Annotated in this window: 10 protein-coding genes; 2 read left to right on the forward strand and 8 right to left on the reverse strand. The window is 59.2% G+C overall.

The features are described from left to right. The first annotated feature begins 8 nt into the window (after positions 1-8). Positions 9-1,754: an N-acetylglucosamine-specific PTS transporter subunit IIBC gene (nagE, locus tag CKW17_RS07435; RefSeq protein ID WP_095119361.1), complete on the forward strand. Its 1,746-nt coding sequence runs from the start codon at positions 9-11 to the stop codon at positions 1,752-1,754. A gap of 49 nt (positions 1,755-1,803) precedes the next feature. Here nagE and CKW17_RS07440 read toward each other — a convergent pair whose 3' ends face one another. The 4 genes from CKW17_RS07440 to purL form a co-directional block, all read right to left on the reverse strand. After that, positions 1,804-2,100: a hypothetical protein gene (locus CKW17_RS07440; RefSeq protein ID WP_095119362.1), complete on the reverse strand. Its 297-nt coding sequence runs from the start codon at positions 2,098-2,100 to the stop codon at positions 1,804-1,806. 224 nt (positions 2,101-2,324) lie between these two features. Beyond that, positions 2,325-2,687 (reverse strand): DUF6124 family protein, encoded by a 363-nt coding sequence (locus tag CKW17_RS07445; protein ID WP_095119363.1) that lies wholly within the window; start codon positions 2,685-2,687, stop codon positions 2,325-2,327. A gap of 1,025 nt (positions 2,688-3,712) precedes the next feature. Further along, positions 3,713-4,024 carry a YqfO family protein gene (locus CKW17_RS07450; RefSeq protein ID WP_095119364.1) on the reverse strand — a complete coding sequence of 104 codons (312 nt, stop codon included), beginning with the start codon at positions 4,022-4,024 and terminating at the stop codon, positions 3,713-3,715. Positions 4,025-4,044: 20 nt separating this feature from the next. Then, on the reverse strand, positions 4,045-7,941 hold the full coding sequence (gene purL, locus CKW17_RS07455) for a phosphoribosylformylglycinamidine synthase (RefSeq protein WP_095119365.1): 3,897 nt from the start codon (positions 7,939-7,941) through the stop codon (positions 4,045-4,047). 285 nt (positions 7,942-8,226) lie between these two features. On the opposite strand from purL, the gene mltF reads away from it, so the two are divergent. Next, positions 8,227-9,687, forward strand: coding sequence for a membrane-bound lytic murein transglycosylase MltF (mltF, locus tag CKW17_RS07460; protein WP_095119366.1), 1,461 nt, complete (start codon positions 8,227-8,229; stop codon positions 9,685-9,687). Between the two features lie 83 nt (positions 9,688-9,770). On the opposite strand, the gene pdxJ is transcribed toward mltF, so the two are convergent. The 4 genes from pdxJ to rnc all read right to left on the reverse strand — a co-directional run bounded on the left by pdxJ (position 9,771) and on the right by rnc (position 12,997). Continuing rightward, a complete protein-coding gene (pdxJ, locus tag CKW17_RS07465; RefSeq protein ID WP_047292711.1) occupies positions 9,771-10,517 on the reverse strand; it encodes a pyridoxine 5'-phosphate synthase in 747 nt (248 codons plus the stop codon). Positions 10,518-10,556: 39 nt separating this feature from the next. Beyond that, entirely contained in the window at positions 10,557-11,246 is a 690-nt protein-coding gene (gene recO, locus CKW17_RS07470) for a DNA repair protein RecO (protein WP_095119367.1), read from the reverse strand. A gap of 166 nt (positions 11,247-11,412) precedes the next feature. After that, positions 11,413-12,315 carry a GTPase Era gene (era, locus tag CKW17_RS07475; RefSeq protein WP_016771562.1) on the reverse strand — a complete coding sequence of 301 codons (903 nt, stop codon included), beginning with the start codon at positions 12,313-12,315 and terminating at the stop codon, positions 11,413-11,415. Continuing rightward, positions 12,308-12,997 (reverse strand): ribonuclease III, encoded by a 690-nt coding sequence (gene rnc, locus CKW17_RS07480; protein ID WP_016986099.1) that lies wholly within the window; start codon positions 12,995-12,997, stop codon positions 12,308-12,310. The genes era and rnc overlap by 8 nt, the downstream gene beginning before the upstream one ends. Between the last annotated feature and the right edge of the window lie 134 nt (positions 12,998-13,131).

Here is a 13,131-nt window from a genome sequence, read left to right on the forward strand (position 1 = left end):
CAAACGCCATGTACCAACTCTTCATCGAAGGCCTGCAACGCCTCGGCCGCGCGCTGATGCTGCCGATCGCGATCCTGCCGATTGCCGGCCTGCTGCTGCGGCTGGGTGACACTGACCTTTTGAACATCGCGATCATCCACGACGCCGGCCAAGTGATCTTCGCCAACCTGGCGATGATCTTCGCCATCGGCATCGCCGTCGGTTTCGCCAAGGACAACAACGGCACCGCCGGCCTCGCCGGGGTGATCGGTTATCTGGTGATGATCTCCACGCTCAAGGTGCTCGATGCGAGCATCAACATGGGCATGCTCGCCGGGATCGTCAGCGGCCTGATGGCCGGCGCGCTGTACAACCGTTTCAAGGACATCAAGCTGCCGGAGTATCTGGCGTTCTTTGGTGGGCGACGCTTTGTGCCGATTGTCACCGGGTTTGCAGCGGTCGGACTCGGCGTAGTGTTCGGCTATATCTGGCCGCCGATCCAGCACGGCATCAACGCTTTTGGTGCGCTGATGATGGAAAGTGGCAGTATCGGTGCGTTCGTGTTTGGCGTGTTCAACCGCCTGCTGATCGTCACCGGCCTGCACCATATCCTCAACAATATGGCGTGGTTTGTGTTCGGCAATTTCACCGACCCGACTACCGGTGCATTGGTGACTGGCGACCTGTCGCGCTACTTCGCTGGCGATCCGAAGGGTGGCCAGTTCATGACCGGCATGTTCCCGATGATGATCTTCGGCCTGCCCGCCGCGTGTCTGGCGATGTACCGCAATGCACTGCCGGAACGCCGCAAGGTCATGGGCGGGATTTTCCTGTCGATGGCGCTGACGTCGTTTTTGACCGGGGTGACCGAGCCGATCGAATTCGCCTTCATGTTTTTGGCGCCGCTGTTGTATCTGCTGCATGCGTTGCTGACCGGGTTGTCGATGGCGATTACCAATGCGCTGAACATTCACCTCGGCTTCACCTTCTCCGGCGGTTTCATCGACATGGTGCTGGGCTGGGGGCGCTCGACCAATGGCTGGCTGGTGATTCCGGTCGGGCTGGCGTACGCCGTGGTGTATTACGCGGTGTTTGATTTCTGTATTCGTCGCTTCAACTTGAAGACGCCGGGGCGTGAGGATGTCGCAACGGCAGAGAAAGTGGTTCTGACCGAGAACGAACGCGCCAGCGCTTATATCAAGGCATTGGGTGGCGCTGAAAATCTACTGACGGTCGGCGCCTGCACTACGCGGTTGCGCTTGGAAATGGTCGATCGCAACAAGGCGTCCGATGCTGATTTGAAAGCGTTGGGTGCGATGGCGGTTGTGCGTCCGGGCAAGGGCGGTAGTTTGCAGGTGGTGGTGGGGCCGATGGCGGACAGCATTGCGGATGAGATTCGCCTCGCCATGCCTTCACTGGGGCGTGCGGTTCTGGTTGAAACCGCTGTTGTTGCTGATGAGCCGAAAGCTTTTGTGGTCGCGAGTTCGGAAGCGCAGCAATGGCTGAATGCACTGGGTGGCGGCGACAACGTGCTGCAACTGGATTGCATTGCCATGAGCCGGATTCGCTTGTTGCTGGCAGATGGCAAGGCTCTGTCCGACGCGCAGTTGAAAGAGCTGGGTTGCCAGGGTGTCAGCCAGTTGGAGGGTGGGGTTTGGCACTTGTTGGTGGGTGACAAAGCTGCGAGTTTGAGTGGAGCACTTGAAGCTCTGCTCAATCGCAGTGAGCCAAGTGCGAAGGTTTTAACCGCAATAAAAGTCCAACAGCCTTACTGACCCATGAAAAGCCGCCGTGCCAGGAAGCGCTGCGGCTTTTTATATCGTGTTACTTCGCTGGAACAACGATAAACGTGCGAACCGGTGACGTACCAGCGCTTCCTCTGGCCGTAACCGAATGAGCACCCACCATCAGACTCGTTAGGTGCGAATCCCAGAGTCCTGCAGCGCCGACGACTACTTGCCCCCTCAAAACAGCACCGTCGAAAATTTCAACTTTTTCTCCAGCATCTGCAACCCCTCTCAATTGCACAGAAGTTGCCGAGGTGGTACCACCGTTGTCAATCTCTCCCTTATCGTCTCTCACAGAAGTGATGACTGGCACAACATTTTTTTCAGCAGACATAGTCAAGTTCCTTCTTACCCGTTTGGATGGAAGGCTTATCTGACAGGAGTTGGAGGTATCGCGCCACTGTCAGAAATTACAGGTTAAGGTGTGTTTCCGATGAACGGTTAATGCCACATCTGCCACTGAGTTGAGCCGCGAACGTCAATCTCCAAAGTCATGCGCTTGAGCAGGCTCGCCCCTATCCCAATGGGGCCAGCCTGTTTGCGATGTACCCGTATGGATCAGGTTTGCGGGTCTACCCGATCCAGTGCGCGATTTACCGCCAGTTCGGCGAGCATGACGATTTGCTGGATACCTAATACGGTGCTGCGCTGAGAACCGTTTAGCTCATTGGCGAAGTTGCCGGCCGCGGTACTTGCCGAGGCTAATGACTCGCAAGCGTGTGCGAGCAGGCTTTCGGTGTCGACCTGCGGACAGACCATGAACATGGTGCTAGGCCGGCGTGGCTTTGCGGGCTCGGGGCACAGGTAGAAGTCGAGGGCACGCTTGATGGCTTCGCGGTTTCGGGCCTGGTCTTCGGCGCGGAGGGCTTCTTCGAGTGGGGTTTTGGTTTCGTGGGGTGGGTCGGGGATCAGCTTGTCCAAAGTTCAACTCCTGCTACTGCAAGTGGGGATGCCATCGTTCGCAGGATCTCACGCGGCGAAGAGGTGGCAGCTATGTGCAGGGTGAGATCCACCGGAGCAGGCAACCGGCCAGACCGAAGTCTGCCCGCACACAGCCGCCATAAAACAGGCAGCAGATTGAGCTGGCGCCAATTATCGTAGTGTTGGCGCTAGTTGCAAGCATTCCGGGGATCTCACGCCCGGTCGCTGAATTGGCAGCGACAGGCAAAGCCTAGAGAGCGGGCGTCCGACGGACAACCTGAAAACCTTGTGGGAAGGTTCTGCTATTTCGACACTGCTTTAAACAGTCAAAAGCAAACCCTCACCCTAGCCCTCTCCCAGAGGGAGAGGGGACTGACCGAGGTGTCTGGTGGATGTACGCCGACGTGAAAGACCGAGTCGAATTCATATCCTGAAAAGCCCAAAAATCGACTCCCTCTCCCTCTCCCTCTCCCTCTCCCTCGGCAGAGGGCTGGGCAAGCGGCGTTCCGATGAGGGGCAAATCCACCACAAAACCAAAGCCGAACACCCGCTCTTCACCACTCAATAGGCCGAGTGTCAGCTCGCCTGCTTTTGATCTTGATCCACCGGCCCCGTCGGCAGGCTGAGTGGAGGGATTTATCCGGGGGTGGGAGCGCAGCGACCGTTTGGCGCAGCCAAATGCATCGAGAGGAGGTGCAGCGAAGCAAACCGTAGGCGATGCGCCCGGATGGATCCCGGAGCGAAGGAACCCCGAGCTTTAGCGAGTGGGCCGAACGTTGGGGCAAGCGTTTTTGGTTACTTTTTAGGCGTTTGTAAAAAGTGACCCGCCGTAAGGGCGGAACCCTAAGCAGCCGTTACCACAGCAACGGATATGTACCCGATCAGTCAGAACATCATTGCCTGATCCGACGCCTTCGCGAGCAGGCTCACTCCCACATTAAAAAAACGCCATCACCCGAAAAATCGCAGGCAACAAAAAACCCGCAGACGATTTCTCATCTGCGGGTTTCCTGTTTAAGCGGCTATCAGAAATCTTCCAGCCGCCACACCTCATAAGCCGGCGTCTCGTACGGATGACTGAGCTTCAACGCCGCCACCACAGCCACGATCAACTCATCAGCCACTACAAGCTCAACCTTCCATTCCTCAACCCGCTCGACCTGCCCCGCCTCACCAATGAACGGCTGACTGCCGCACAAAGGTCGAAACTGGCCCAGACCAAGCACCTGCCAAGCACAGTGATCATAGTCACCGATCCGCCCACCACCGGCAGCGAACACAGCCCCTTTGACCACCTCGACATGACTGTCAGGAACAAAAAACGCCAGCTTGTACACAGGCCTTAGTTCACCCGCTTTTAGTTTACCCAGACCCGCGCATTACGGAACATGCGCATCCAAGGTGCATCTTCGTTCCAGTCTTCCGAACGCCACGAGTTCTGCACGGCACGGAACACCCGCTCCGGGTGCGGCATCATGATCGTCACACGGCCATCACGACTGGTGAGACCGGTAATCCCGCGCGGCGAACCGTTCGGGTTAGCCGGATACTTCTCGGTGACCTTGCCGTGGTTGTCGACGAAACGCATCGCCACGCAACCCGACAGATCCGCTTCCAGCAGTGCTTCTTCGCTGGAGAACTCGGCATGACCTTCACCGTGAGCAATCGCGATCGGCATGCGCGAACCGGCCATGCCCTGCAGGAAGATCGAGTTCGACTCCTGAACCTGAACCATCGCCACGCGCGCTTCGAACTGCTCGGAGCGGTTGCGCACGAAGTGCGGCCAGAACTCGCTGCCCGGGATCAGCTCGTGCAGGTTGGACATCATCTGGCAACCGTTGCACACGCCGAGAGTGAAGCTGTCGTTACGCTCGAAGAAACCCTGGAACGCATCGCGGGCGCGGCTGTTGAACAGCGCCGACTTGGCCCAGCCCTCACCGGCGCCGAGCACGTCGCCGTAGGAGAAACCACCGCACGCCACCAGACCTTTGAACTCGTTCAGGTCGACACGGCCAGCGAGAATGTCGCTCATGTGCACGTCGATCGCGTTGAAACCGGCGCGGTCGAACGCAGCGGCCATTTCCACCTGACCGTTGACGCCCTGCTCACGCAGCACGGCAACCTGTGGGCGGATGCCTTTCTTGATGTAAGGCGCAGCGATGTCCTGGTTGACGTCGTAGCTGAGCTTGACGCTCAGGCCCGGGTTGTCTTCTTCCAGCAGCACGTCGAACTCTTGTTCGGCGCAGTCGGCGTTGTCGCGCAGACGCTGGATCTGGTAGCTGGTTTCAGCCCAGGTACGTTGCAGCAGACGACGCTGGCCTTCGAACACGGTGTCACCGTTGAAGGTGATGTTGATCTGGCCATTGTTGATCGGCTGACCGATCACCGACACGCAGTCGCCCAGACCGGCCGCGCTGAATTGCGCGAGGATGTCTGGCGTGGCGTCCTGACGAACCTGGATCACTGCGCCCAGTTCTTCGTTGAACAGGATCGCAGCGATTTCTGCCGAGGACTCGGCAACGCTGTCGAGGTTCAGGCTCAGACCGCAGTGGCCGGCGAAGGCCATTTCCACCACGGAGGTCAGCAAACCACCGTCGGAACGGTCGTGGTAAGCCAGCAGATGACCATCGGCGTTCAAGCCCTGGATCACGGCGAAGAAGGCTTTCAGGTCTTCGGCGTCATCGACGTCCGGCGCGTGTTTGCCGAGCTTGCCGTGTGTCTGCGCAAGGATCGAAGCGCCCATACGGTTCTGCCCGCGACCGAGGTCGATCAGGATCAGATCGGTGGTGCCCTTGTCCATGCGCAGTTCCGGGGTCAGGGTCTGACGGATGTCAGCCACTGGCGCGAAACCGGTCACGATCAGCGACATCGGCGAGGTCACGGTTTTTTCTTCGCCGTTATCGCTCCAACGGGTGGCCATGGACATCGAGTCCTTGCCCACCGGAATGGTGATGCCCAGCTCAGGACACAGCTCCATACCGACCGCTTTCACGGTGTCGTACAGACGCGCGTCTTCGCCCGGGTGGCCGGCAGCGGACATCCAGTTCGCCGACAGTTTGATGTCGGAGATCTTGTTGATGCGCGAAGCAGCGATGTTGGTCAGGGTTTCGCCGATGGCCATGCGGCCCGACGCCGGAGCGTCCAGCAATGCCAGCGGAGTGCGCTCGCCCATCGCCATCGCTTCACCGGTGTAGACATCGAAACTGGTGGCGGTGACGGCAACGTCGGCCACTGGGACCTGCCACGGGCCGACCATTTGGTCACGGGCCACGAGGCCGGTGATGGTACGGTCGCCGATGGTGATCAGGAAGCTCTTGCTGGCCACGGCCGGGTGATGCAGGACACGCTCGATGGATTCGCTGATATCGAGGTTCGACGGATCGAAGTCATCGCCCAGTTCCGCTTCGCGAACCACCGAACGGTGCATGCGCGGGGCTTTGCCCAGCAACACTTCCAGTGGCATGTCCACCGGGTTGTTGCCGAAGTGGCTGTCGGTCACGGTCAGTTGCGGCTCGGCAGTCGCCTCACCGACGACGGCAAACGGGCAACGCTCACGTTCGCAGATCGCCTGGAAGCGCTCGAAATCTTCCGGGCCGACCGCCAGAACGTAACGCTCCTGGGATTCGTTGGACCAGATTTCGTGCGGGGCCATGCCCGGCTCGTCGTTGGGAATGTTGCGCAGTTCAAAACGGCCACCGCGGTCGCCGTCGTTGACCAGTTCCGGGAAGGCGTTGGACAGACCGCCCGCGCCGACGTCGTGGATGAAGCTGATCGGGTTTTTGTCACCCAGTTGCCAGCAACGGTCGATGACTTCCTGGCAACGACGCTCCATTTCAGGGTTTTCACGCTGTACGGAAGCGAAGTCGAGATCCGCCGAGCTGGTGCCGGTGGCCATCGAGGAAGCAGCGCCACCGCCCAGACCGATCAACATCGCCGGGCCGCCGAGCACGATCAGCTTGGAACCAACGACGATTTCGCCTTTCTTGACGTGCTCTTCGCGGATGTTGCCCATGCCGCCAGCGAGCATGATCGGCTTGTGGTAACCACGAACTTCGTCACCGTGCGGGGTGGTGATCGATTGTTCGAAGGTACGGAAGTAGCCAGTCAGGGCCGGACGACCGAATTCGTTGTTGAACGCGGCGCCGCCGAGCGGGCCTTCGATCATGATGTCCAGCGCAGTAACGATGCGCTCAGGCTTGCCGTACGGCACTTCCCACGGCTGTTCGAAGCCAGGGATCTGCAGGTTGGATACGGTGAAACCGGTCAGGCCAGCCTTTGGCTTGGCGCCACGGCCGGTGGCACCTTCGTCACGGATCTCGCCGCCGGAACCGGTCGACGCGCCCGGGAACGGGGCGATCGCGGTCGGGTGGTTGTGGGTTTCAACCTTCATCAGGATGTGCACCGGCTCCTGCACCGCGCCGTACTGGCGGGTTTCAGGGTTCGGGAAGAAACGGCCGGCAACGTTGCCGACGATCACCGAGGCGTTGTCCTTATAAGCCGAAAGAACGCCTTCGCTGTGCATCACGTAGGTGTTCTTGATCATGCCGAACAGGCTTTTTTCCTGGTTCTCGCCATCAATATCCCAACTGGCGTTGAAGATCTTGTGGCGGCAGTGCTCGGAGTTGGCCTGGGCGAACATCATCAGTTCGATGTCGTGCGGGTTGCGCTTGAGGCCGTTGAAGGCGTTGACCAGATAGTCGATCTCGTCTTCAGCCAGAGCCAGGCCCAGCTCGGTGTTGGCTTTTTCCAGCGCGCCGCGACCGCCACCGAGGATGTCGATCGCGGTCAGCGGCTTCGGCTCGGCGTGGCTGAACAGACCCGCGGCCTGCTCGAGGTTGGCCAGCACGATCTGGGTCATGCGGTCATGCAGCACGTCGGCAATCTGCTGGGCTTCGGCTTCGCTGAACTGACCGGCCACGTAGAAGGCGATACCGCGCTCCAGACGCTGGATCTTGCTCAGGCCGCAGTTGCGGGCGATGTCGCTGGCCTTGCTCGACCATGGCGAGATGGTGCCGAAACGCGGCAACACCAGAAACAGACGGCCGGTCGGCTCTTGAACCGGAACACTTGGACCGTACTTCAGAAGGCGCGCTAGCACCTGCTGTTCGTCGCCGGTCAGGACGCCGGTGACTTCGGCGAAGTGAGCGAATTCAGCATACAAGCCACTGACAGCCGGAACCTTCTGGCTCAGTTGCTCAAGGAGTTTGCTGTGGCGAAAGGCAGAAAGGGCAGGAGCGCCGCGCAGGATCAACATCTTCGGGACAGCCTCGGGAAGGGGTGTGCTTTGAGGCCGTGCATTCTAGCCTAAACCGCCCTCAACATCACCCGAAACGCTACGCACGGTTGCACTCGGATATCAATCTGTGTTTCCGACTTCAGAGTCAGGTAAATCAGCTATTCAGATGCCGCTTATTTTTACTGTAACAAAATGCCGTAAAGGCCCGTTTCTATGGGGTTTCGCTCGGTTTTGTGATCGCTAGCAGACTCGCCCTGCACTGTCGAGATATGGCGCCCGCGGCCGTTTGCGTATACTGCGCAGATGTTTTTCCCAACGGCTTTGCGTCCGCGGTACGCCAAATGGCTGATCGCAACCGGACTCTTCCTGATGCTCGGTGGCTGTGTTGATAAACCCAACACACTCGAGCGCGTAAAGGAGGATGGTGTGCTGCGGGTGATTACCCGTAACAGCCCCGCCACCTACTTTCAGGATCGCAGCGGTGAAACCGGCTTCGAATACGAGCTGGTGAAGCGCTTCGCCGACGATTTGGGTGTCGAGCTGAAGATCGAGACCGCCGACAACCTCGACGACCTCTTCAACCAGATCGGCAAGCCGAACGGCCCGGTGCTGGCCGCCGCCGGTCTGGTCAGCAGCGATCAGCGCAAGCAGCAGGTGCGCTTCTCGCACTCCTACCTTGAAGTCACCCCGCAGATCATCTATCGCAACGGCCAGTCGCGGCCGACCGATCCGGGTGATCTGGTCGGCAAGAAGATCATGGTGCTTAAAGGCAGCACCCACGCTGAACAACTGGCGGAGCTGAAAAAGAAATTTCCCGGCATCGAATACGAAGAGTCCGACGCGGTTGAGGTCGTCGATCTGTTGCGCATGGTCGATGAAGGGCAGATTGACCTGACACTGGTCGACTCCAACGAAGTGGCGATGAATCAGGTGTACTTCACCAACATTCGTGTGGCCTTCGACCTCGGTGATGCGCGCAGCCAGAGCTGGGCAGTCGGCCCGGGCGAAGACAACAGTCTGCTCAACGAGATCAACGCGTATCTGGACAAGGTGCAGAAAAACGGCACCCTGCAACGCTTGAAGGATCGTTATTACGGCCACGTCGATGTCCTCGGTTACATGGGCGCCACGACCTTCGCCCAGCATTTGCAGCAGCGCCTGCCGAAATACGAACAGCACTTCAAGAACTACGCGAAGAAAGAGAAAGTCGACTGGCGCCTGCTCGCGGCCATTGGTTATCAGGAATCGCTGTGGCAACCGACTGTCACCTCGAAAACCGGCGTGCGCGGGTTGATGATGCTGACCCAGAACACTGCGCAAGCGATGGGCGTATCCAACCGTCTCGATCCGAAGCAAAGCATCATGGGCGGGGCGAAATACCTGGCTTATATGAAGGATCAGCTCGACGACTCGATCAAGGAACCGGATCGCACCTGGTTTGCCCTGGCAGCCTATAACGTCGGCAGCGGTCACCTGGATGACGCGCGCAAACTGACGGCCAAGGAAGGGTTGAACCCGGACAAATGGCTGGACGTGAAAAAGATTCTGCCGCGTCTGTCGCAGAAGCAGTGGTACAGCAAGACGCGTTATGGCTACGCCCGGGGCGGCGAGCCGGTGCATTTTGTGGCGAACATTCGTCGCTACTACGACATTTTGACCTGGGTGACGCAGCCGCAGCTTGAGGGCGACCAGGTGGCTGAAGGCAATTTGCATGTGCCGGCCATCGACAAGTCAAAACCCGCTCAAGAACCTGCCCCGCTTTAAAGCAAAAGATCGCAGCCTTCGGCAGCTCCTACAGGGATACACATTCCAATGTAGGAGCTGCCGAAGGCTGCGATCTCTTGATCTTAACCCTTGAGAGCAGCCGCCAGAATCAGCGCCTTCATTTCCGATACCGCAGACTTGAAGCCGACGAACAACGCATGCGCCACCAGCGCATGGCCGATGTTCAGTTCGTTGATGCCTTTGATCGCCGCTACAGCTTCAACGTTGTGATAGTGCAAGCCATGACCCGCGTTAACGATCAGACCTTGGGCCAGACCAAACGCCACACCGTCCGCCACACGCTTCAATTCTTCAGCCACTTCGGTCGGGGTTTCGGCATCGGCATAACGACCGGTGTGCAACTCGATGGCTGGCGCACCAACACGCTTCGACGCAGCAATCTGCCGCTCATCAGCATCGATGAACAGCGACACTTCGCTGCCGATCTTCGACAGACGCTCGACCGCTGCCTTGATGCGCTCTTCCTGACCCGCTACATCCAGACCGCCTTCAGTGGTCAGCTCCTGACGGGTTTCCGGGACCAGGCAAATGTGTGCCGGGCGGATACGCTCGGCGAACGCCATCATTTCTTCGGTGACGCCCATTTCGAAGTTCATGCGGGTCTGCAGCACATCCTTGAGCAACAGAACATCGCGCTCCTGAATGTGCCGGCGGTCTTCACGCAGGTGCACGGTGATGCCATCGGCGCCCGCCTCTTCCGCGTCCAGCGCCGCCTTGACCGGATCCGGATAGCGCGTGCCACGGGCCTGACGCAGGGTGGCGACGTGGTCGATGTTCACGCCAAGAAGAATGCGATTGCTGGTGGTCACGGATGCGCTCCTGAATTGAGAGATTCGGCGCACAGCATATCAGGGCTTGCGAAACAGCTCGCGACTGACGAGAGGCCGACCGCCCAAGTGAACAGCCAGTGCCTGACGCATCAGACGCTTGGCCGCGGACAACGCGCCGGGGGCTGACCAGTCGGCTTCGGCCATGGCCAGCAATTCGACGCCGTTGAACAGGCCGGGTTGCAGTAGAAAGACCCGCTCAAGACCGGCATCCACTTGCAGACGATAGAGACCATCTGCCTCGACGGGCTCGCCGTGGATATCGGTGTTCAGCGAGAAGCCATAACCGAGATCGTCCAGCAGTCGCCATTCGAACGAACGTAGCAACGGCTCCAACGGACGGCCTTCAGCCAGTGCCAGCAAGGTCGCGGCGTAGTGATCGAATACACCCGGGTGCGGATCTTCAGCGGGCAGCAAACGGATCAGCAACTCATTGAGATAGAGACCGCTGAACAGCGCTTCACCATTGAGCCAAGCCGAAGTGCCAGAACTCTCCATGCGCCCGACATTCTTCAACTCACCCTTGCCGCGGAACTCGACTTCCAGCGACACGAACGGCCGCGCCAATGTCCCGGCCTTGCCCCGCGCACTGCGCAACACCGCCCGCAGCCGCCCTTGCGGCGTGAGGAAGTCGACCAGCGCGCTGGTTTCGCGGTAGGCGCGACTGTGCAGAACGTAGGCAGGTTGGGCGGGAGGCGGGTTTTGCGACATTGAGTTCTCGATGAAGAAACGCAGATTTACACACAACCCAAAACCACTGTGGGAGCGAGCCTGCTCGCGAAAGCGGAGTGACAGTCAACATCAAGGCTGAATGTTACATCCTCTTCGCGAGCAGGCTCGCTCCCACAGTGGGTGGCGGTGTTCTCTGGAACGGTGATTACAGGTCGCCGTATCCCAGCGAACGCAGCGCACGCTCGTCGTCGGACCAGCCGCCCTTCACCTTGACCCACAGGTTGAGCATGATCTTGGAGTCGAACAGCAGCTCCATATCCTTGCGCGCTTCGGTGCCAATGCGCTTGATGCGCTCGCCCTTGTCGCCAATGATGATCTTCTTCTGGCCGTCACGTTCAACGAGGATCAAGGCGTGGATGTGCAGGGTTTTGCCCTGCTGCTTGAACTCTTCGATTTCGACGGTGATCTGGTACGGCAGCTCGGCGCCCATTTGGCGCATGATTTTCTCGCGCACCAGTTCAGCGGCGAGGAAACGGCTGCTGCGGTCGGTGATCTGGTCTTCCGGGAAGAAGTGATCGTTCTCCGGCAGATGATCAGCGATAACCTTTTCCAACGCTTCGAGGTTGTGCCCGTGCTGCGCGGAAATCGGAATGATCTGCGCGTTCGGCAGTTGTTCCTGCAACCAGCTGAGGTGCGGCATCAGCTCGGCTTTGTCTTCGATGCGGTCGGTCTTGTTCAGCGCGACGATCAGCGGGCCGGTCACGTACTGCACGCGCTCGAGAACCATCTGGTCTTCGTCGGTCCACTTGGTGCGGTCGACCACGAAGATCACCACATCGACGTCTTTCAACGCCGCCGAAGCGGTTTTGTTCATGTAACGGTTCAGGGCCTTTTCGCCACCCTTGTGCATGCCGGGGGTGTCGACGTAGATCGCTTGCACGTCACCTTCGGTTTTGATCCCGAGCATGTTGTGGCGAGTGGTCTGCGGCTTGCGCGAGGTGATCGCGAGCTTCTGGCCAAGGATGTGGTTGAGCAACGTCGACTTACCGACGTTGGGACGGCCGACGATGGCAACATAGCCACAGCGAGTTGCGTTTGTATCAGTCATTGCCATTCTCCACGCCCAGGGCAATCAGTGCTGCGGCGGCCGCTACCTGTTCGGCAATACGACGGCTCACACCCTGACCTCGGCTTTTTTCATTCAGTAAGACAACTTCGCACTCGACGAAGAAGGTTCGGCAGTGCGGCTCGCCCTGGATATCCACCACTTCATAGCGTGGCAGATCGCAACCGCGCGATTGCAAGTGTTCCTGCAAACGGGTTTTCGGATCCTTGTTGGTGTCGACCAGGGTCAGGCCTTCGAACTCGCCCGCCAGCCAGGCCAGCACGCGTTCGCGCGCCATGTCCATGCCGGCATCGAGATAGATCGCACCGATCAACGCTTCGAGGGCATCGGCCAGAATCGATTCGCGACGGAAACCGCCGCTTTTCAACTCGCCGGAGCCCAGTCGCAGGTAATCGCCAAGGTCAAAACCGCGCGCCAGTACGGCCAGCGTCTCACCTTTTACCAAACGTGCGCGCAAACGCGACAACTGGCCTTCGCGGGCCAGCGGGAAGCGGTCGAACAGCGCCTCGCCAGCAACGAAGTTGAGGATGGCATCACCGAGGAATTCCAGGCGTTCGTTGTTGCGCCCGGCAAAACTGCGGTGCGTCAGGGCCAGCAGCATCAGCTCCTGATCCTTGAAGGTGTAACCGAGCTGGCGCTCGAGACGGCTTAGAGAAACGCTCACGGTTTACCCACGCTGAGTTCGTGGCTGGATTCCACTGCCATCGCCGGGATGCGGCGCAGGCCTGGGACAATTAACGCTGTGTTCAAAAATTAAATCCTGGCGATTGCGAAGCCGATTGTGCCGGCTCCAGAAAT

The sequence above is a fragment of the Pseudomonas sp. Irchel s3f10 genome (assembly GCF_900187515.1).
Lineage (GTDB): Bacteria > Pseudomonadota > Gammaproteobacteria > Pseudomonadales > Pseudomonadaceae > Aquipseudomonas > Aquipseudomonas tensinigenes.

What these genes read in the sequence shown, in the direction of transcription:
- era (WP_016771562.1), bottom strand. Translation starts at nt 12,315, where the DNA reads ATGACTGATACAAACGCAACTCGCTGTGGCTATGTTGCCATCGTCGGC.
- recO (WP_095119367.1), bottom strand. Translation starts at nt 11,246, where the DNA reads ATGTCGCAAAACCCGCCTCCCGCCCAACCTGCCTACGTTCTGCACAGT.
- purL (WP_095119365.1), bottom strand. Translation starts at nt 7,941, where the DNA reads ATGTTGATCCTGCGCGGCGCTCCTGCCCTTTCTGCCTTTCGCCACAGC.
- nagE (WP_095119361.1), top strand. Translation starts at nt 9, where the DNA reads ATGTACCAACTCTTCATCGAAGGCCTGCAACGCCTCGGCCGCGCGCTG.
- mltF (WP_095119366.1), top strand. Translation starts at nt 8,227, where the DNA reads ATGTTTTTCCCAACGGCTTTGCGTCCGCGGTACGCCAAATGGCTGATC.
- CKW17_RS07440 (WP_095119362.1), bottom strand. Translation starts at nt 2,100, where the DNA reads ATGTCTGCTGAAAAAAATGTTGTGCCAGTCATCACTTCTGTGAGAGAC.